Source organism: Comamonas guangdongensis, from assembly GCF_041079535.1.
Taxonomy (GTDB): Bacteria; Pseudomonadota; Gammaproteobacteria; order Burkholderiales; family Burkholderiaceae_C; genus Comamonas; species Comamonas guangdongensis.
Window position 1 is genome coordinate 191,611 of the sequence record NZ_JBFYGN010000004.1, and the last position, 17,434, is coordinate 209,044.

22 protein-coding genes are annotated in these 17,434 nt (G+C 66.9%); 2 read left to right on the forward strand and 20 right to left on the reverse strand.

Annotated elements, in window-relative coordinates; genetic code table 11:
• The first annotated feature begins 75 nt into the window (after nucleotides 1–75).
• Entirely contained in the window at nucleotides 76–906 is an 831-nt protein-coding gene (locus AB6724_RS05190) for a flagellin N-terminal helical domain-containing protein (RefSeq protein WP_369337440.1), read from the forward strand.
• 94 nt (nucleotides 907–1,000) lie between these two features.
• Here the strand turns inward: AB6724_RS05190 and AB6724_RS05195 are convergent, their stop codons facing one another.
• Genes AB6724_RS05195 through flgB form a run of 13 tightly spaced genes read right to left on the reverse strand, consistent with a single transcriptional unit; the run spans nucleotide 1,001 to nucleotide 11,644 of the window.
• The gene (locus AB6724_RS05195; RefSeq protein ID WP_369337441.1) at nucleotides 1,001–1,738 is read right to left on the reverse strand and encodes a PilZ domain-containing protein; all 738 of its coding nucleotides are present in this window, start codon (nucleotides 1,736–1,738) and stop codon (nucleotides 1,001–1,003) included.
• A gap of 40 nt (nucleotides 1,739–1,778) precedes the next feature.
• Entirely contained in the window at nucleotides 1,779–2,846 is a 1,068-nt protein-coding gene (locus AB6724_RS05200; RefSeq protein ID WP_369337442.1) for a hypothetical protein, read from the reverse strand.
• Entirely contained in the window at nucleotides 2,843–3,757 is a 915-nt protein-coding gene (gene flgL, locus AB6724_RS05205; protein ID WP_369337443.1) for a flagellar hook-associated protein FlgL, read from the reverse strand. The genes AB6724_RS05200 and flgL overlap by 4 nt, the downstream gene beginning before the upstream one ends.
• 31 nt (nucleotides 3,758–3,788) lie before the next feature.
• The gene (flgK, locus tag AB6724_RS05210) at nucleotides 3,789–5,174 is read right to left on the reverse strand and encodes a flagellar hook-associated protein FlgK (protein ID WP_369337444.1); all 1,386 of its coding nucleotides are present in this window, start codon (nucleotides 5,172–5,174) and stop codon (nucleotides 3,789–3,791) included.
• Complete coding sequence (locus tag AB6724_RS05215; protein ID WP_369337445.1) at nucleotides 5,171–5,524, reverse strand: hypothetical protein; 354 nt, start codon at nucleotides 5,522–5,524, stop codon at nucleotides 5,171–5,173. Before AB6724_RS05215 ends, flgK begins: the two co-directional genes overlap by 4 nt.
• An 11-nt stretch (nucleotides 5,525–5,535) precedes the next feature.
• The gene (locus AB6724_RS05220) at nucleotides 5,536–6,711 is read right to left on the reverse strand and encodes a flagellar basal body P-ring protein FlgI (RefSeq protein WP_369337446.1); all 1,176 of its coding nucleotides are present in this window, start codon (nucleotides 6,709–6,711) and stop codon (nucleotides 5,536–5,538) included.
• Nucleotides 6,712–6,717: 6 nt separating this feature from the next.
• The gene (gene flgH / locus AB6724_RS05225) at nucleotides 6,718–7,392 is read right to left on the reverse strand and encodes a flagellar basal body L-ring protein FlgH (protein ID WP_369337447.1); all 675 of its coding nucleotides are present in this window, start codon (nucleotides 7,390–7,392) and stop codon (nucleotides 6,718–6,720) included.
• Complete coding sequence (gene flgG / locus AB6724_RS05230) at nucleotides 7,389–8,174, reverse strand: flagellar basal-body rod protein FlgG (protein ID WP_369337448.1); 786 nt, start codon at nucleotides 8,172–8,174, stop codon at nucleotides 7,389–7,391. The genes flgH and flgG overlap by 4 nt, the downstream gene beginning before the upstream one ends.
• Before the next feature lie 57 nt (nucleotides 8,175–8,231).
• Nucleotides 8,232–8,954 carry a flagellar basal body rod protein FlgF gene (locus AB6724_RS05235; RefSeq protein WP_369337449.1) on the reverse strand — a complete coding sequence of 241 codons (723 nt, stop codon included), beginning with the start codon at nucleotides 8,952–8,954 and terminating at the stop codon, nucleotides 8,232–8,234.
• Between the two features lie 13 nt (nucleotides 8,955–8,967).
• Nucleotides 8,968–10,149, reverse strand: coding sequence for a flagellar hook protein FlgE (locus AB6724_RS05240; RefSeq protein ID WP_369337450.1), 1,182 nt, complete (start codon nucleotides 10,147–10,149; stop codon nucleotides 8,968–8,970).
• 42 nt (nucleotides 10,150–10,191) lie between these two features.
• Nucleotides 10,192–10,851: a flagellar hook capping FlgD N-terminal domain-containing protein gene (locus AB6724_RS05245; protein ID WP_369337451.1), complete on the reverse strand. Its 660-nt coding sequence runs from the start codon at nucleotides 10,849–10,851 to the stop codon at nucleotides 10,192–10,194.
• Nucleotides 10,848–11,267, reverse strand: coding sequence for a flagellar basal body rod protein FlgC (gene flgC / locus AB6724_RS05250; protein ID WP_369337452.1), 420 nt, complete (start codon nucleotides 11,265–11,267; stop codon nucleotides 10,848–10,850). The genes AB6724_RS05245 and flgC overlap by 4 nt, the downstream gene beginning before the upstream one ends.
• Before the next feature lie 2 nt (nucleotides 11,268–11,269).
• Nucleotides 11,270–11,644, reverse strand: coding sequence for a flagellar basal body rod protein FlgB (gene flgB, locus AB6724_RS05255; RefSeq protein ID WP_369337453.1), 375 nt, complete (start codon nucleotides 11,642–11,644; stop codon nucleotides 11,270–11,272).
• 367 nt (nucleotides 11,645–12,011) lie between these two features.
• On the opposite strand from flgB, the gene flgA reads away from it, so the two are divergent.
• Complete coding sequence (flgA, locus tag AB6724_RS05260) at nucleotides 12,012–12,770, forward strand: flagellar basal body P-ring formation chaperone FlgA (protein ID WP_369337454.1); 759 nt, start codon at nucleotides 12,012–12,014, stop codon at nucleotides 12,768–12,770.
• Here the strand turns inward: flgA and flgJ are convergent.
• Genes flgJ through AB6724_RS05295 form a run of 7 tightly spaced genes read right to left on the reverse strand, consistent with a single transcriptional unit; the run spans nucleotide 12,745 to nucleotide 17,431 of the window.
• Nucleotides 12,745–13,551 carry a flagellar assembly peptidoglycan hydrolase FlgJ gene (gene flgJ, locus AB6724_RS05265; RefSeq protein WP_369337455.1) on the reverse strand — a complete coding sequence of 269 codons (807 nt, stop codon included), beginning with the start codon at nucleotides 13,549–13,551 and terminating at the stop codon, nucleotides 12,745–12,747. The genes flgA and flgJ overlap by 26 nt on opposite strands.
• Entirely contained in the window at nucleotides 13,538–13,963 is a 426-nt protein-coding gene (gene flgN / locus AB6724_RS05270; RefSeq protein WP_369337456.1) for a flagellar export chaperone FlgN, read from the reverse strand. The genes flgJ and flgN overlap by 14 nt, the downstream gene beginning before the upstream one ends.
• Before the next feature lie 26 nt (nucleotides 13,964–13,989).
• Nucleotides 13,990–14,280 (reverse strand): flagellar biosynthesis anti-sigma factor FlgM, encoded by a 291-nt coding sequence (gene flgM / locus AB6724_RS05275; RefSeq protein ID WP_369337457.1) that lies wholly within the window; start codon nucleotides 14,278–14,280, stop codon nucleotides 13,990–13,992.
• Between the two features lie 41 nt (nucleotides 14,281–14,321).
• Nucleotides 14,322–15,284 (reverse strand): flagellar motor protein MotB, encoded by a 963-nt coding sequence (locus AB6724_RS05280; protein ID WP_369337458.1) that lies wholly within the window; start codon nucleotides 15,282–15,284, stop codon nucleotides 14,322–14,324.
• Nucleotides 15,277–16,161, reverse strand: coding sequence for a flagellar motor stator protein MotA (gene motA, locus AB6724_RS05285; protein ID WP_369337459.1), 885 nt, complete (start codon nucleotides 16,159–16,161; stop codon nucleotides 15,277–15,279). Before motA ends, AB6724_RS05280 begins: the two co-directional genes overlap by 8 nt.
• 32 nt (nucleotides 16,162–16,193) lie before the next feature.
• On the reverse strand, nucleotides 16,194–16,955 hold the full coding sequence (locus AB6724_RS05290; protein ID WP_369337460.1) for a FliA/WhiG family RNA polymerase sigma factor: 762 nt from the start codon (nucleotides 16,953–16,955) through the stop codon (nucleotides 16,194–16,196).
• A gap of 11 nt (nucleotides 16,956–16,966) precedes the next feature.
• On the reverse strand, nucleotides 16,967–17,431 hold the full coding sequence (locus tag AB6724_RS05295) for a hypothetical protein (RefSeq protein ID WP_369337461.1): 465 nt from the start codon (nucleotides 17,429–17,431) through the stop codon (nucleotides 16,967–16,969).
• Nucleotides 17,432–17,434: the final 3 nt, after the last annotated feature.

The following is a 17,434-nucleotide window of genomic DNA, read 5'->3' on the forward strand; positions in this document are numbered from 1 at the left end:
CTGTCGCTTAGTACGGACAAGAGCGCCACGGTGGCGTTCGGTCCGTCATAACGACACTGTTTTTAGGAGCACTCCATGCTGAGCCTGCACACCAACGCCGCTTCCCTGAGCACCCAGAACGCCCTGGGCTCGACCAACAAGGCCCTGACCTCTTCCATGACCAAGCTGGGCACGGGCTACCGCGTCAACTCCGCCATGGACGACGCTGCCGGCCTGCAGATCGCCACCCGTCTGAACGCACAGTCCCGCGGCATGAGCGTGGCACAGAAGAACACCCAGAACGGCATCTCCATGCTGCAGACTGGCGAAGGCGCCCTGAACGAAGTCAACAACATGGTCCTGCGCATGAAGGATCTGGCCACCGAGGCAGCCAACGCCACCTCCACCACCAACGACCAGACCGCGATGAAGGCCGAGTTCGATGCACTGGCTACCGAAATCGACAACATCATGACCAACACCGGCTTCGGTGGTCAGGCTCTGTTTGCCGCTGGCGGTACGTTCACCAAGGCAGCAACCTTCCAGATCGGTGCCTCGGCCTCCGAAACCTATGCCTACGATGCCTCGGCCGACCTGACCTCTCTGACTACCGCTCTGGCCGCACTGAAGGGTGGCGACATCAGCACCGGTGCCAACGCCGCCATCACACTGGCCGACACTGCCTCGGCTGCCGTGGGCACGCTGCGCTCTTCGTTCGGTGCCGCCGCCAACCGCCTGGAACATGTGTACAACAACCTGGGCAATATGATCCAGAACACCGAAGCTTCCAAGGGCCGCATCATGGACGTGGACTACGCTTCCGAAACCGCCAACATGACCAGCAAGCAGATGCTGATGCAGGCCTCGACCGCCATGCTCAAGCAATCTTCGAGCATGAGCCAGATGGTGGCTTCGCTGCTGCAGTAATCGCAGAGCCCATGAAAGGCGCAAGCCTTTCTGGCCTCATGAAAAAAGCCAACCTCAGGGTTGGCTTTTTTCATGGGCTTATCGCACGCCTGGCCTACGCGTTCTGCGCCGCCGTGATGCGCGCCAGCACCGCCCTCACCTCGTCGCTCAAACCCTCCAGGCTGCAGCCCACGATGACCTGCTCGCCAAGCAGAAACGAGCGATAGCTGCGCCGCGAGCGCACGATCAGATCCACCTGGACCTGCACGCTGCTGCCCAGCTCCAGCACCGCCTTGGCGATCTTGCGGCCCATGAACAGCATGGCGGTTTCCTGGCGCGTGCCGCGCAAGGCAACCCCGCCCAGACTCAGGTCCTCCAGATGCAGCACGCAGCGCCGCTGGCCGAACTGAAAGCCGGCCTGGTAGTGTTGCCCCAGCGGCAGCTGCCAGCGCGGGTGGCGACGCCGCTGCTGCTGCAGCACCTGGGCCGGCCAGGGCGCCTGCAACCGCCAGCGCCCCGCGGCCGCGGGCTGCCAATCGGCCTGCAGCAGCCACTGGGCGCGCACGCCGCCAGGCATATGGGCCAGGGCCAGCACCTGGGGCGGCAGCGGCTGCACCGCTCCCGAGACCTCCAGCACCAGGGGCTCGCCCGGCTCCGCCCGCGCCAGCAAGGCCATGCCGCAAGGGCGGCCGCCGACGTCGCGCAGATCGGCCTCGTCGCGTACCTCAGCCAACAGGGTCATGACGATCTGCTGATGCTGCAGCAGCGCAAACACCTGCTGCATGGCCGCAGCTGTGTCGAGACGGTGGTACGGCATATCCGCTGCGGCGGGGACGGCTACGGCATCAGTCATGCATCTGGTTTTCGTGGTGGCGGACAAACTTCGAACGCGCTCAACCCAGCATGCCGCGGCTTTGCAGCAGCCGCGCCACACGCCGGCGGGCAATGGCGCGCACAGCCGGCACCACGGCCAGCACCCAGTCATAAGCGGGCGCCTGGCCCGCGTCGGCAAAGGTCTGTGCAAAGTGCTGCATGGTCGCCAGCTGGGCCGACATATCGGGCAGGCTGTGCCCGGCCTGCTGCTGGAAGGCGCGCACCACGGCCAAGGCCTGGCTCACCCGTTCGCGTGCGGCCGGCAGCGCCAGGCTGCAGGCCTGCACGGCCTCGGCATCGCCGGCGCTCCAGCGCTCCAGACCCAGGGCCTGCGGCCCGGACTGCAGGCGCGGCGCCACCCACTGGCCCGCGGGGAAGCGCTTGCCATTGCCCTTGACCATCAGTCTTTGCTGCAGCACAGGCCAGTCGGCCTCGTCCACCGACAGCAACAGGGGCTGCTCCACCCGGCCCACGAGAATGCCCAGCGGAGCCAGGGCCTGGGCCAGCGCATGGGCGTTGCCGGCCGGAGAACGCAGCTCGTCCGCCTGCCATGCGCCCTGCGCGCCATCCTGCCCCAGCAAGCAAAAGCCCAGCAGCTCCTGATCCTGGGCGGTTTCGGCCTGCAAGCTGTCCCAGCTCCAGCCATTCCAGACAAAGCCCTTGCGGGCCCGGTGCGTGGGCGACCAATGCAGGGTGTCGTCAAGACTGGCCAGGCTGCGCGCATGGCGCTGGCGCCAGCGCTGCTGCAGCGCCGCCAGAGCCGTGCGCAGGCGCGCCAGCCCGGCATCGGATGGCAGCTTGCGCTGGTGGCGGCAGGCCTGGGCCAGAACGTCCAAGGCCTCGCCGAGGGCTTCCAGATAGGCGGCGGCCATCTGGGCCTTGCTGATCTGGGTATGGAACTCGCGCACCCGCTGAGGTACCGCAGCAGCCATCCAGCCTCGCGGCCAGGTGCTGGCGTCGCGCACGGCGGGCAGGCTCGGCGTCGCCACCGGAGCCAGGGCCGCGGCCTGCGCGGAAACTCCGGGCTGCGCCGGCCCTATTCCTCCCAGGCGCCCAGGGGCGCCATGACCGATGCGGGTACTGCTCACAGCGCGTCAAACAGGCTCAGCTTGCTGACCTTCCCATAGGCCGACTGCGTGGCCTCAATGGCGGAAATCAGGGTCTTGAGCTGAACCGCAGCCGTCGAATAGTCGAGCTGCGAGTAATCCAGCACCGCGGTCTTGTTGGCGGTGCTAAGGTTGTTCCAGTCGGTGGACAGCGTGCTGATGATGTTCTGCGTACCTCCGAGCTTGGAGATCTTGGTGGATACCTGGTTCATCGCCGTATCCACGCCGGCCATGGCGCTTTGCAAGATTGCGCGGGTGGTGGGATCGTTGGCCGTGGTCGTGCCGCCCTGGATGGTGTCCACCGCTTTATCCAGCGCATTGAGCATGGCGCTCATTTCGTCGCCCAGCGTGACATTGGCCGGCTGGGTCAGGCCGTTGCCCACCACCACCTGCTGCTGCTCCGCATTGCCGCCCACGCTATAGCGGCTGCCGGCGGGCGCCGTGGCGTCGTAGAGCACGGTCGCGGTCTTGGACAGGGTGCCCGAAAAAAGATAAGTGCCTTCCTGGTCCTTGGTCAGGCTGCCCGCATAGAGCGCGTCGCGCAGCGAGGCCAGGTTGGTCGCCATGGCGCCCAGGTCTGCGCCGGAATTGCCGCCGTCGAGCGCCCACACCAGCAGATCGCGCGCACTCAGCAGGTCGCTGTTGATGCTGGACATGATGGTCTCGCTCTGGGTCATGCGGCTGGAGAGCGCGCCGATATTGTCCTTGTACTGCGCAATGCTGGCCTCTTCGCGCTGCAGGCGCGAGATGCGCACATGGGCGATGGGGTCGTCGCTGGGCCGGGTCAGCCGGTTGCCGGTGGACATCTGCCCCATCAGCTTCTCGAGCTGGGCATTGGAGTTCTGCAACGAGGCGTTGACGGTGATGTGGTACTGGGTGCTGGATACGCGCATGGCAGTTTCTTACGGAGCGTGGGACTGCGCTTCAGCGCATCTGGAGCAGGCTGTCGAACAGCGTGTTGGCCACGGTGATGACCTTCATATTGGCCTGGTACATCTGCTGGTACTGCATCAGGTTCACGGCCTCCTCGTCGGTGTTGACTCCGCTGGTGGAGCGCCAGTTCGACTCCGACTGGTCGCGCACCGTCTTCGCGGTCTCATACGAGGCATTGTTCTGCTGGCTGTACATGCCCAGCTTGCCCACCAGCTGGGTGTAGACATCGCCCAGCAGCACCGAGGTCCCCACCATGCCGGTGTTGCCCGCGCCATAGATGTTGACGCTCTGGTGCTGCAGCGCGATCAGCTCCTGCAGCTTGCTGCTGTCGCCCACCTTGGCCGCGTCGCCGGACAGGCCCAGCTGGGCGGGCGTGATGCCCGCATTGATGGTCAGCAGCGCCGCGCTCGAGGTGCCGTCGAAGACAAACAGGTCGGCGCCGGGCTGGCCGTCGGTGCCGAAGCCGCTGTTCAGCACCGCATTGGCCTTTTCGGCGATCACCTGGGCCAGGCCGCGTATCGATGCATCCAGCGGCGCAATCACGTCGCGCTCCAGCGCCGCGAGGCCGCCCAGCGTGCCGTTCCAGTTCTCCGCGCCCAGCTGGAAGGTTTCCGTGCCGAAGTTCACGTCCAGGGTTTGCGCACCCTGGTCCACCGTCACCGTCGCCGCGCGGTTGCCCACGACCAGCGGCTGCCCGCCCTTGAGCGAGAGATTGATGGCGCCATCGGGCTGCTGCGTGGCCTGCAGGCCCACCAGCTTGGACAGCTCGTCGATCTTGGCATCGCGCTGATCCTGCAGCGACGAGGTGTTGAGCCCGGCCCCCGTGCTCTGGGCGATCTTGTCGTTCAGCGCCGCGATCTCCTTGATGTAGGAGTTGACCTGCTCCACCGCCACGGCGCGCTGCTGGCGCACGGCCAGGGCCTGGTTGGCCACGATCTGGCTGAGGTTGTTGACGGTCTGGCCCAGCGCCTTGGCGGACTCGATGATCTGCTGGCGCAGCGGCGTGGAGGTGGGCTCCACGCTGGCCGCGCTGAGCGCGCCGAAGAAACCGTCCAGCGCCGTGTTGATGCCACCGCCGGCATCGCCCATCACCTGCTCGAGCTGCAGCAAATAGGTTTGCGCCGCCTCGTACTGCCCCTTGGTGCTGGCGGCACGCCACATCTGCTGGGTCTTGTAGCTGTCGGAGTAGCGGATCAGCGAGGTCACGGCCACGCCGTCGCCCGCCGACAGCGCGGTATTGGAAGAGGCCTTGGCCGTCAGCGCCACACCCTGGCGGGTGTAGTTGGGGGTCAGGGCATTGGCCAGGTTCTGGCTCACGGTGTTCAGTGCCACCTGTGAGGCCACCACCCCGGTCAGCCCGTTGAAAAGCATGCTCATGTCGAAGTCCTTGTCGCGGCAGAGGAAGCGGGCAGCATCTGCCGCACCAGCACATCGGCGATGCCGAACGCCCGGTGTCCGGCCAGGCTGTCGGCCACCGACTGCTCCGCCAATGACAGCGCGCTGTCATTGACCCGGTCGTTGATGGCGCTGCCGGAATCGGCCAGCGCCGCCGTGGTCTGCCGCATCTGCTTCAACATCTGGGCGACAAAAAAGCTCTCGAACTTTACCGCTGCCGCGCTCAGGCGCTGGGCGGTCTCCGCGGCGGAGGCCACGGCCGGGCCATGGGAAGCCGTGACGGCTGCGCCGGCTGCCGCTTCCAGAGGGCTCGATGTAGGGGCGAGATCCATGCTCAGCTTCCTCAGATGACGATCAGCTCGCCCTGCAGCGCGCCCGCCTGATCCAGGGCCTGCAGGATGGACATGATGTCGTCCGGCGACGCGCCGGTGCGGTTGATGGTGTCGATGATGGTCTGCAGCTTGGCGCCGGCCGGCCACTCGAACATATGGCCGTTGCCCTCCTGCACCAGCACGTCGGACTGCGGCGTGACCGCGGTGCTGCCCTGGCTGAAAGGCGCGGGCTGGCTGACCTGTGGCTGTTCGCGGATCACCACGCGCAAAGCGCCGTGCGATACGGCCGCGGCCTTGACGGTGACGCCCTCGGCGATGACCACGGTGCCGGTGCGCGAGTTGAAGACCACGCGCGGCAGTTCCTGGCCCATGGCCACCTGCAGGTCCTGCAGGTCGGCCACAAAGCCCACGCGCTGGGTCGGCACCTGGGGCGCACGCACCTCGATGCTGGTGCCGTCGCGCGTGGTCGCGATATCGCCGTAGCGCGCATTGATGGCTTGCACGATGTTGCGCGCCGTGCGGAAGCTCGGCTGGCGCAGCGACAGCATCACGGTGTCGCCGCTTTCGAAGTCGGTGGGAATCTCGCGCTCCACCGTCGCGCCGTTGGGGATGCGGCCCGAGGTGGGCGTGTTCACCGTCACGCTGGAGCCGCTGCTGCCCGAGGCATTCAGGCCGCCCACGACCAGCTGGCCCTGGGCCAGCGCGTAGGTCTCGTTGTCCACGCCGCGCAGCGGGGCCATCAGCAGCATGCCGCCGCGCAGGCTTTTGGCATCGCCCAGGGAGGACACCGTGACATCGATGGTCTGCCCCTTGCGGTAGCCCGGCGGGAACATGGCGCTGATCATCACCGTGGCCACGTTCTTGAGCTTGGTGCTGGTCTTCTCGGGCAGCTTGATGCCGAACTGGGTCAGCATATTGGTCACGGACTGGCCGGCAAACTTCACCTGGGTGCTGTCGCCCGTGCCGTTCAGGCCCACCACCAGGCCGTAGCCCACGAGCTGGTTCTCGCGCACGCCTTCCACATGCACCAGGTGGCGCAGGGGCCGCATCGCGCCCCTGGCGGCCAGATCGCCCGCCCGCGCCGACCTGCCGGAAGTCGATTGCGCGCCGGCCTGGGGCGCGAGGCCGGCCAGCGCCAGCGCCAGGGCAGCCAGCCCGGCATGACGGATCAAGCGGTCAACAAACATCGTGGTTCAGAAAGGGAAAAGAGGGCTTTGGAAAAACCGGGTCAGCCAGCCCGCCTGGCTGGCATCCGAGAGAGCGCCGTGGCCGGAATAGCCGATGCGCGCATTGGCCACGCGCAGCGAGGACACGCGGTTGTTCAGGTCCACGTCGGTGGCACGCACATAGCCGCTGAGGCGCAGCACCTCGTCGCCCTGATTGAGCGACAGCGCACGGTCGCCCTTGATATACAGCAACCCGTTGGGCAGCACCTGCTGCACGATCACCGTCATGGCTCCGGTCAGCGCGTTCTGTTGCGTGCTGCTGCCGCCGCCGTTGAACTTGCTGCTGCTGGCCAGCTCCACATCGGCCTTGATGCTGCTGCCGGCCAGTATGGGAGGGCTGATGCCGACATTGCTGCCCTTGTTGGTCTGGGTGTTGGCCTTTTTGCTGGCCTGGGTCACTTCTTCCAGCACCACGGTCAGCACATCGCCGGCGCGATGGGCGCGCTGGTCCGCGACCAGGCCCGTGGAGGCCTGGGGCACGAACAGGCCGCCGCCCTGGGCACGGGCCTGCGGTGCCAGCAGAAAGTCGGGCACCGTTTCCGCGGGCTGCGTGAGCTCGGGCGGCCGGGCCGCGCAGCCGGCCAGGGCCGCCGCACCCGTCATCAGCAGCAGGCGCGCGCGGGCCGCGCTCAGGGCCATCATGCGGCCTGCGCCAGATTGCGCATCATGTCGTCGGCCGCCGACAGCACCTTGGTGCTCATCTCATAGCTGCGCTGGGCGGAGATCATGTCCACCATCTCTTCCACGGCCTGCACATTGGAACTCTCCAGCGCGTACTGGCGCAGCGTGCCGAAGCCGGCCTCCCCGGGAGCGCCCAGCACGGCATCGCCGCTGGCCTGCGTCACCAGATACAGGTTGTCGCCCTGCGCCTGCAGGCCGGCCGGGTTCACGAAAGTCGCCAGCTGCAGCGTGCCCAGCTCACGCGGGGTGGCATCGGTCCCCACCATGGCGGAGACCAGGCCCGTGGCGCTGATGGTCACGGATTTGGCGCCTTCGGGAATCGTGATCTCGGGCTGCAGCGGCAGGCCGTTGGCATTGACCAGACGTCCCTCGTTGTCCACCTGCAGCTGGCCCGCCCGGGTATAGGCGGTATCGCCGTTGGCCTGCAGCACCTGCAGAAAGCCATTGCCCACAATCGCCACGTCCAGCTGCTGGCTGGTGTTCTGCAGGCTGCCTTCGGTGAACTGCTTGTGCGTGGACGCCAGGCGCACGCCCGTGCCCAGCTGCACGCCGGCGGGCACGCGGTTGTCGCCCTGGCTGTTGCTGCCCGGCATGCGGGCGATCTCGTAGAACTGGTCCTCGAACGCGGCGCTGTTGCGCTTGAAGCCCACGGTGTTCACGTTGGCCAGGTTGTGGGCGATGACCTGCAGCTTGGCTTCCTGGGCCTGCAGGCCGGTCTTGCTCACGAGCAATGCGGGATTCATAGGGATGCTCTTTTCTTGGTTTGCGGGCCGGCAGCGCTGCGGCTGCGGCACTGAGACTTAGTCGCGCAACAGGCGGTTGCCTGCCTCCACCATGCCGTCGGCGGCCTGGTAGAGCTTCATCTGGATTTCGAACTGGCGGCTGATGTCCATCACCGCCACCATCTCCTCCACGGGCCGCACGTTCGAGCTTTCCAGCGCGCCGCTGCGCACGCGCACGGTTTCGCTGGCCGCCAGCGTGGCGCCGTCGCGCGACACCAGCAGGCCCGAGAGGTTCTTGGCCAGCGGACGGCTGCCGTCGACCAGCTTCAGCCGGTCCACGGCCTGCATCTCGTTTCCGTTCTCGGGCAGGATGGACAGCGTGCCGTCCTCCGCCACCGCGAGCTTGCGAAACGGCGGCAGGACCACCGGCCCGCCGTCGCCCAGCACGGCGCGGCCCTGGATGGTGAGATTGCCCTGCGCATCTACCTGCATGACGCCGGAGCGCGTGTAGGCCTCGCCGTTCCCGTTGGCCACGGCAATCAGCCCCTGGCCCTGCACGGTGATGTCCAGCTCGCGCCCGGTTTCGCGCACGCTGCCCGTGCGCTGCGACACCACATCGGTGGAACCCGTGCTCTGGTGACGGCTGTCGTAGCCATAGCCCGGCACGGCCTGCGTGCCCGCGACTTCGTAGTCGGCGCGAAAGCCCGCCGTGTCGGCATTGGCCAGGTTGTTGGCATGCACCTGCTGGGCGTGGAAAGCACGCTCCGCGCCGGTCATGACGGTATAGATCAGCTTGTCCATGGCGGCCGCGCGCTTACAGCACCTGCATCAGGGACTGCATGATGTCGTTCTGGGTGCTGATCACCTTGGTATTGGCCTGGTAGTTGCGCTGCGCGCTCATCAGGTCCACCAGCTCGGATGCCACTTCCACGTTCGAGCGCTCGAGCTGCTGGCTCTCCAGCTCGCCCAGCTGGCCTGTGCCCGGCGTGCCAAGCAAGGCCGCGCCCGACTTGTTCGATGCCTGCCAGCTGGTGCCGTCGACGGCGACCAGGCCGCTTTCGCTGGGGAAGCTGGCCAGGGCGATCATGCCCACGCTTTGCACCATGCCGTTGCTGTACTGGGCGTTGACCGAGCCGTCCTTGCCGATCAGCACATTGACCATGGTGCCCGAGGCATAGCCGTCCGCTGCGTTGGCCGTGGTCGCGGTGTCCCCTGCGAACTGGGTGGTGCCCGCGTAGTTGAACGCCACGGACAGCGCGTTGGCTCCGGTGGGCGCCAGATTCACGGGATTGACGGTGGAGGCCGCGGCATCCAACTGGCCGGCGGCCGTGAACTGCAGCGTGCTGCTGCCCACGGCATTGTTCTCGTTCTGATAGTGGACCGTCACCTCGTTGCTCGCCGTCTTGACGAAGTACTGGGTGATGGTGTGCTGGCGGCCCAGCGAGTCATAGACCACCGAGACCGTGGAGCTGTTGTAGCTGCTCGAATCCTTGGGGTCGAAGGCATTGGCCGGCACCGTCCAGTCGGCCGACAGATTGCCGACGAAGTCCACCTTGGTGCTGGCCTGTGCGGGAATCTGGCCCGTGGGCACCTTGATCGTGCCCAGATTGCCCAGGGCCGTGCTGCCGGGAGTCAGGCCATAGCCCTGCACCTGGCGACCCATGTGGTCCACCAGATTGCCCTGCTTGTCCACGTCGAACACGCCCACGCGGGTGTAGTTGGTCACCCCCGTGCTGTCCTTGACCATGAAATAGCCCTTGCCGGAGATGGCCACGTCCAGATTGCGCCCCGTGCTCAGCAGGCCGCCGCCCACGTCCAGCGTCTGGGTGGTCGAGGCCGCGCGCACGCCGTTCGGGGCCGAGCTCGCATACATCGCGGCGAAGTTGGTGCGACTCGACTTGTAGCCCGTGGTGCCCGTGTTGGCAATGTTCTGGGAGATGTTGTCGAGCTGGTTGTTGATCGCTTGCAGCGCCGACAGCGCAATCTGGTAGCTCATGGTGTTCGGTCGGGTGAGGGAGGAAGAAAAACGTCAGCGCGCTCAGGCCTGCTGACCCACGAAGCGCGTGATGCGGGAGGGCAGGACATCGCCCAGCCCCTGCACCTGCAGGGCCACGGCGCCGGTGGAGGTCATGCGCACGGCCTGCAGCTTGCCGGCCACTTCGACCGGATAGCTGGTGCCGCCGGCGTCCTTTACGGCGATGTCGTAACGGCCCGCGGGCAGGCCCAGGGCCACCGGGTCGACGGAGAAGCTCGCATCGCCCACGCCGTGTGCGCCCAGGCCGACGGTGGTGACCTTGCCATCGGGCGCGGTCAGCTGCAGCGTCAGCTCGGCGGAGGCCGGCAGATTGACCACGGCCTGCAGCGGCGCATCGGCCAGTTGCAGGCTGCTGCTGCTGACCATCACCGTGGAGCCCACCTGGCTGCCCAGCTGCATGGTCTGCAGGCTATCTAGGATGGAGGACTGTGCGCTCAGCTGCGAGGACAGCGACTGCAGCGACTCGGTCTGGCTCAGCTGCGTCAGCTGGGTCACGAAGGTGCTCGAGTCCGTGGGCTGCAGCGGATCCTGGTACTTGACCTGGGCCACCAGCAGCTTGGTGAACATCTGGCCCAGCTCGCTCCCGCCCAGGGCCTGGGAGATGGCGTCGCTGCTGCTGCCCGCGGTGCTGCTGGCGGTGGTGGCGCTGTTGATCAGGCTCATGATTGCTCCCCGAGGCGCAGCAGCGATTGCTGCATGGAGCGCACGCGCCCCAGCACCTCGACATTGGTTTCGAAGGCGCGCGAGGCCGACATCATGTCGGTCATCTCGGCCACGCTGTTCACATTGGAGTAGTAGACATAACCCGCGGCGTCGGCCACGGGGTTTTCGGGCTCGTGCGCCTTGCGCACGGGCTCGGTGGTTTCGAGCACGTCCAGCACCTGCACGCGGGCCGCATAGCTCTCCAGCGAACTCTGGCCCATCACGGCTGCGAACACCGGCTTGCGCGCCTTGTAGGCCTCGGTTTCCGAGGAGGCCGCGGCGCCGGCATTCGCCAGATTGCTGGCCACGGTATTCAGGCGCGTGCTCTGGGCCGTCATGGCCGAGCCGGCGATCTGCGCAATTTCACGGAATCCCATGCTCACTCACCCTTGATCGCGGACTGCAGGCCGCGCAGCTTCATGTTCAGAAAAGTCAGGCTGGTCTGGAAGTCCGAGACGTTCTGCGAAAACAGCGCCTGCTCCACGCCCACTTCCACGGTGTTGCCGTCCCGCGAAGGGTGGTTGGGCACGCGGTAGAGCGCATCGGAGCTGCTGGCGCCCCAGTCCGCCGTGGACAGCAGGGAAGCACCGCTTTCGGCGGCCCTGGCCATGGTGGCGGAGAAGTCGATGTCGCGGGACTGGTAGCCGGGAGTGCTGGCATTGGCCAGATTGGACGCCAGCAGCTGCGTGCGCTCCGAGCGCACCCGTAGCGCCTGTGCATGCACGGCCAGGGCCGTGTCGAAATTCAATGCCATATCACCCTGTCGCGCGCCGCAAGGCTGGCGCGGATTTCTGTTTTCAATTGCGCATGAGATATTTCATTCGCTCCCTTTAAATCATACTATGACGAATGTTTCATTTCGATACTTTCCCTGGACTCAGTCCACAGAAACCGCAAACTTCTCGTTTTTGATAGCTTGAATCTCCTTTGAATATTGATGATTAGAGAAAATTATTTTTCAAATCGTTTTACAGCAATGCATTCAAGCTATCTATTTATGAGCAGTCTCCTAGAACCACGGTATGCCATCGCGGGCATAGGCAGCAGCACGGAAGCTCGAACCGGATCTTCAGAGCGAGGAACGATGGCTCCATCAACAGTAAATTAGATATATTAATTACATGAATTTATGGCAAATTGTTCGGCCCCGCTGCTGGTGCGCGCTGGCCCTCGGCGCAGCCGGCTGGTCCGCCGCTGCCGGCGAGCTGCCCGCAGGCCTGGAAGCCGCGCTGCAGGCCCGGCTGGAGGCCGCCTGGCAGCAGGCGGCCCTGCCCCCGGCTCTGCGCGAAGGCCTGCAATGGCAGGTGCAGTTCAGTGCCCCGCGCGGTGCGGCCCTTGAGTCCTGCCCCGATGGCTGGGAGCTGCCGCCGGTGGCACTCCAGCGCTTGGCCCGGGTGTCCATGCCCGTGCGCTGCGGCGCTGCGCGCGGCAGCGTGGTGGCCCAGTTGCAGGTGCGCGCACCGGTCTGGGCGCTGCGCGCGGACACTCCGGCCGGCCGCCCCCTGCAAGCCCAGGACCTGGTGCAGCGGCTGCAGCCCGTTGCCCATGCGAACGAGCTGCTGCCGGCCAGCACCTGGCTGGGCCTGCCGCTACGGGCCGATGGCCAGGCCGGCCAGGTGCTGCGCGCGCGCGATGTGGAGCGGCCCATTGCCGTGCGCAAGGGCGACAAGGTGGAAATCCGCGCCCAGGGCGACGGGGTTCAGGTCAGCGTGGCCGGCATCGCCACCGCCAGCGCCAAGCTCGGCGACACGATCACGGTGCGCAATGCGCGCACCGGCCGCCCGGTCAAGGGCACGCTGATAGCGCCCGGCGTGCTGCAGGCGGGCAGCCAGGCGCCGGCGGGAGCGCTGCAGATCAGGGCTGAGGAATCTGACGACTGATGCGCACCAGCTTTTGCGCGTAGTCGGGGTCGGTCGCATAGCCGCCGGCCGCCAGCGCGCCCGCAAAGGCCTGGACATCGTTGCCCGTGCGCAGGGCGCTGCGGTAGCGCGGGCTGTGGGCCAGCAGATTCACGTAATCGGCAAAAGTGGCATCCAGACTCGCGTACTGGCGAAAGCTCTGTGCCTGCTGCACGGCCTGGCCGTCTTCGTATTCCGTGGTCATGGCCTGGGTGCTGGCGCCGCTCCAGCTCCCCTGCGCCTTGATGCCGAACAGGTTCAGGCTGTCCAGCCCCTGGGCATCGCGCACCGGGCGCTGGCCCCAGCCGCTTTCCAGCGCCGCATGGGCCATGACGGCGCGCGCAGAAACCCCCAGGCGCTGCGCGGCCTGCTGCGCCCACGGACCTATGCGGTCGAGAAACGCCTGCTGTGCGGGCTGCAGGGCTGCAGCAGCGCCGTCTGCAGCGCTACTGCGGTCGGCGGCACCGGCCGCCCCCGCGGCCTCGGATTTGCGCTCGGTCTGCCTCAGCGCCTGCATGGCCAGCCATTGGGCCTGAGGACTGGGCAGCGCAGCGGCCGAGCCGCCCTGGGCAATGAACTGCTGCACCTCGCGCGCCACCTCCTGGCCCAGCGGGGTATAGCCGGCCGCGCCCATCTCCGGCGGCATGCCGGCCCCTGCGGCGGCGACCGCCGGCTGCGGACCGACACTCCAGGCACCGCCTGCGGCCGGCACGGACGAGAACGAGGGAAGCGCCGGCAGCGCGGGCCAGTCAGAACGGAGCATAGATTTCCGCCTGCGCGCCGCCCGCGATCACGGTGCGCATCAGATCGGCCTGTTCCATGATGAGCTCGCAGTTGCGCAGATTCAAGGCCTTGCAGCTCTGCACCTGCGTCTCCAGCTGTGCCCACAGCGCCTGCAGCTGCTGCTGCAGCGGCGCCTTCAGCAGGCCGAACAGCGCACTCATGGACAGCGCCGCCCCGGCCGGCAGCAGCGCACGCGCATGGGATACGCGCTGCTGGCGGCTGTCCGCCAACGCATCCGCCTGGGCCGTGATGTTCTGTGCCACCTGCGCCATGGCCGGTGCGTCATGCCGCAGGGCCGCGTGGAACTGCTGCTCGAGCAGCTCGCGCAGGCGGCCATAGGCCGCCAGATCCTGCTGCATGCCCTGGGCGATGGCCGCCCAGCGCTGTTGCATCCCCGGAAGGACTGGAGTCTCGCCCATCAGACCGCGCTCCCGTGATGGCGCTGGATCAGCTGCGCCAGCTTCCGAGGATCGAAGCTGATATCGCCCCGCGCCAGCGCTTCCTTGATCTCGGCCACGCGGGCCGCATCCACCTCGGGCATCTGCGCCATCTGGGCCTGGGCGCGCTGCACGCTGGCGGCCTGGGCACCGACCTGCACCTCGGGCGCCGCCACGGCCGCAGCCATGGGCAGCGCCGCGGCGGCTTCCTGCACGCGGTTGCCATGGGCTGCCGCACTGCCTGCGGTCGGCGCCAAGGGAGTCAATTTCATTCGTGAGCCTCTGAGTTTGCTGCTTTGCATCATGACAGCTTTCAAGGGGCTTTGGCCGCAGCGCCCGGCGCGGGCTTGAGCAGCATCTCGCGCAAGCGCTCCAGCATCGGCGTGTCGGCCGGCGAGCTTTGCAGCTCCGGCGTCAGCGGCTCGCTCACCGGTAGCTGGCCAAAGGTCCGGTGCACGTTCTGGGCATGGGCCTTTGTCGTGACCAGCAGCTCCACGCGCCGGTTGATCGGGGCTTGCGGATTCTGGGGGTCGGCTGGCGCCACCTCCGCCATGCCTATGACCTGCAGCACGCTGCGCGCGGGCATGCCGCCCAGCATCATGTGGGCACGCGCCATCAGGGCCCGCTGCATGGACAGCGACCAGTTGGAGGCCGCGAACGCATCGTGACCGCTGAAAGGCTGGGCATCGGTATGGCCCGCGATCACCAGCTGGTTGTCGATCTCGCGGAACATGGGGCCGATGCGGCGCAGCAGGCGCACGAACTCCGGCGTGGGCTCGGCGCTGCCGACCTTGAACATGCCGCTTTGCTCCGTGTCATGCACGGTGATGCGCAGGCCCTCGGCCGTCACGGCGGTGATGATGTGCTGATCCAGGCCCACCTGCGCGCCCACCTCGCGCACCCGGCGCGACAGCTGGGCCAGCTCCTCGGGCGTGTCCAGCAGCTTCTGCACCTGGAGCTGGCCGCCGCTCTGCTCCTGGGACTGGGGGTTGACGGGTTGCTTGGGGATCAGCGCGCCCGGCTGGTATTCGCCCACCATGCGCGTGCCCAGCCCCTGATAGGTCATATTGGGCGCGGCTCCCGCGGCCATGGCCACCTCGATCTCTTCCTTGTCGCGCGCGGCCAGCACCCACAGCACCAGGAACAGGCACATCAGCGCTAGGCAGAAGTCGGCAAACGCCACCTTCCAGGCGCCGCCATGCTCCTCATGCGCATGCTTGCCGCCGCTTTTCTTGACGACGACCTCGCCATGCTCCTGACCGGGGCGCTTAAGCACTCGCGCCTCCGGTGTCGCGCGTGTTCATGTCGTTGATCCAGGTTTCCAGCGTCGCAAAGCTGGGCTTGATGTTCAGCGGCACCAGACGGCGCCCCGCGTCGATGGACAGCAGCGGCGGCTTGCCCGCCACATGGGCCACCAGCACCACTTTCACGCACTCCATGGCCGACAGATGCTCCATCACCCGCTGCTTGATGAAGTTGCACAGCGGATCCAGCACGCCATAGCACAGGAAAATGCCGATGAAGGTACCGACCATGGCCGCACCCACCTTGACCGCGATCTCGCCGGCCGTGGCGCCGTCGGCCACATAGCTCATGGCCATCACGATGCCCAGCACCGCCGCCAGAATGCCGAAGCCGGGCATGGCCTCGGCAATCTTGCCCAGCGACTTGGCGGGCTGCAGCAGCTCTTCCTGGATGGCTTCCAGCTCCTGGTCCAGCACGCCTTCGAGCTCGTGGCTGCTGATCTTGCCCATGGCCATCAGGCGGAAGTTGTCCACGATGAAGTGCAGCAGCTTGGTGTCCGCCAGCACCAGCGGATAGCGCTGGAACAGAGGGCTTTCCTTGGGCTTTTCCACATGCGCATCCAGGGCCTTGAGGCCGCCCGAGGCGGTCAGCAGCAGCTCATACATCAGCAGCAGCAGCTGGCGCTGGAACTCCACGGTCTGCTTGGTCTGCGACATCACCTGACGCAGCTGCAGCCACAGTTCGGCCAGGATGTGCTTGGGATTGCCCAGCACCAATGCGCCCAGCCCCGCGCCGGCGATGATGAACACCTCCATAGGCTGCCAGATCACACCCAATTGCCCACCGCTGAGCACATACCCTCCGAAGATGGTGCCCAGCACGATGGAAATGCCCAGTAGTTGCAACATGTTCTGTGTTTTCCCGATGGCGACTGGAGGACTCAGGCCTCCACCAGCACCGCGCGCATCTTGCGCAGTGCCTCTTTGTTGATCTGACAGACCCTGGCCTCGGACAGCTCCAGCACGGCAGCGATTTCCTTGAGGTTCAGGTCGAATTCGTAATAGAGCTGGATCACGCGCTGCTCCCGCTCATGGAGCTGGGCCAGCACCTGCTCCAGCAGATGGCGCTGCAGCACCGCATGCTGCGGATCGGCGGCGGAGCAGGGCACATCCAGCCCCTGGCCCAGCATCTCGTCCAGGCTGGCCATGGCCTCGGCCGACTCGGCCTGCTCGTAGGCCAGATAGGCTTCGTCGTCCATGCCCAGCGCCTGCTGGATCTGAGCCGGCGTGGGCTCCGCGCCCAGCTGCCGGCGCAGCGCGCGCACGGCGTCGCGGGCCTTGTGCGCGTTCTGGCGCACGGTGCGCGGGCGCCAGTCCTGGCGGCGCAGCTCGTCGAGGATGGCGCCGCGCACGCGCTGGCGCGCATAGCCGGCAAAGGCCTCGTCCACGGCGCCGTAGCGGCGCAGCGCCTCCAGCAGGCCCAGCAGGCCGATCTGGGTCATGTCGCTCTGGTCCATGACCTCGTCGGCCTGCGAAGCCAGCTGCCGCACCACGCGCTTGACCATGGGCAGGTAGGCGGTCAGCACCTCCTGCTCCTGCTGCGGCGAAACGGCCGCCTGGCCGTAGCCCAGGCCGTCCGGCGCCCAGGCGGCCGCCGGCAGCAGCGCTGCCGCAGCGTAGGCGTGGGTGTCTGGCTGCAACATCGGTGCGCGGCTTATTCGATGATCAGGCGCGAGACCATGACCTTGTCGAAGGGCTGCAGGTCCGGCTGGCCGGCATAGGCGGCCTCCAGATCGGTGCTCAGCAGCTCGGTCCAGGCATCGATGCTCATGGCCCGTGCCTGCTCCAGATCCAGTTGCGACAAGGTGCGCACGGCCACGCCCTTGAGCATGGGCAGCTCGGCCTTGACCGCTTTTTCATGCAGCTTGTCGGTGCGCAGCACCAGATCCAGCGAGATATAGGTGTTTTGCATGCGCAGGCCCGGCTGCGACTCGCTCTTGAGCATGACCAGGACCTTGTCCAGCGTCACATAGCTGGCCTGGCGCGCATCGAAGCGCGGCGCAGCCTGCTCGGCAACCGAGGCCGCCGACGCATGCTGCTTCCACCACCAGAGACCGCCTGCGGCGCCGAGCAGCAGCACCAGGACCACAGCGATCAGTATTGCTATCTTCTTACCCATCAT

Bases quoted from the DNA above. Each gene is read 5' to 3' on its own strand.
- flgN (WP_369337456.1), bottom strand. From the start codon at position 13,963: ATGCAACAGCGCTGGGCGGCCATCGCCCAGGGCATGCAGCAGGATCTG.
- AB6724_RS05190 (WP_369337440.1), top strand. From the start codon at position 76: ATGCTGAGCCTGCACACCAACGCCGCTTCCCTGAGCACCCAGAACGCC.
- flgB (WP_369337453.1), bottom strand. From the start codon at position 11,644: ATGGCATTGAATTTCGACACGGCCCTGGCCGTGCATGCACAGGCGCTA.
- AB6724_RS05220 (WP_369337446.1), bottom strand. From the start codon at position 6,711: ATGTTTGTTGACCGCTTGATCCGTCATGCCGGGCTGGCTGCCCTGGCG.
- AB6724_RS05240 (WP_369337450.1), bottom strand. From the start codon at position 10,149: ATGAGCTACCAGATTGCGCTGTCGGCGCTGCAAGCGATCAACAACCAG.
- AB6724_RS05245 (WP_369337451.1), bottom strand. From the start codon at position 10,851: ATGAGCCTGATCAACAGCGCCACCACCGCCAGCAGCACCGCGGGCAGC.
- flgG (WP_369337448.1), bottom strand. From the start codon at position 8,174: ATGAATCCCGCATTGCTCGTGAGCAAGACCGGCCTGCAGGCCCAGGAA.
- AB6724_RS05235 (WP_369337449.1), bottom strand. From the start codon at position 8,954: ATGGACAAGCTGATCTATACCGTCATGACCGGCGCGGAGCGTGCTTTC.
- flgJ (WP_369337455.1), bottom strand. From the start codon at position 13,551: ATGCTCCGTTCTGACTGGCCCGCGCTGCCGGCGCTTCCCTCGTTCTCG.
- AB6724_RS05215 (WP_369337445.1), bottom strand. From the start codon at position 5,524: ATGGATCTCGCCCCTACATCGAGCCCTCTGGAAGCGGCAGCCGGCGCA.
- flgC (WP_369337452.1), bottom strand. From the start codon at position 11,267: ATGGGATTCCGTGAAATTGCGCAGATCGCCGGCTCGGCCATGACGGCC.
- AB6724_RS05195 (WP_369337441.1), bottom strand. From the start codon at position 1,738: ATGACTGATGCCGTAGCCGTCCCCGCCGCAGCGGATATGCCGTACCAC.
- flgA (WP_369337454.1), top strand. From the start codon at position 12,012: ATGAATTTATGGCAAATTGTTCGGCCCCGCTGCTGGTGCGCGCTGGCC.
- AB6724_RS05290 (WP_369337460.1), bottom strand. From the start codon at position 16,955: ATGTTGCAGCCAGACACCCACGCCTACGCTGCGGCAGCGCTGCTGCCG.
- flgM (WP_369337457.1), bottom strand. From the start codon at position 14,280: ATGAAATTGACTCCCTTGGCGCCGACCGCAGGCAGTGCGGCAGCCCAT.
- motA (WP_369337459.1), bottom strand. From the start codon at position 16,161: ATGTTGCAACTACTGGGCATTTCCATCGTGCTGGGCACCATCTTCGGA.
- AB6724_RS05295 (WP_369337461.1), bottom strand. From the start codon at position 17,431: ATGGGTAAGAAGATAGCAATACTGATCGCTGTGGTCCTGGTGCTGCTG.
- flgL (WP_369337443.1), bottom strand. From the start codon at position 3,757: ATGCGCGTATCCAGCACCCAGTACCACATCACCGTCAACGCCTCGTTG.
- flgH (WP_369337447.1), bottom strand. From the start codon at position 7,392: ATGATGGCCCTGAGCGCGGCCCGCGCGCGCCTGCTGCTGATGACGGGT.
- flgK (WP_369337444.1), bottom strand. From the start codon at position 5,174: ATGAGCATGCTTTTCAACGGGCTGACCGGGGTGGTGGCCTCACAGGTG.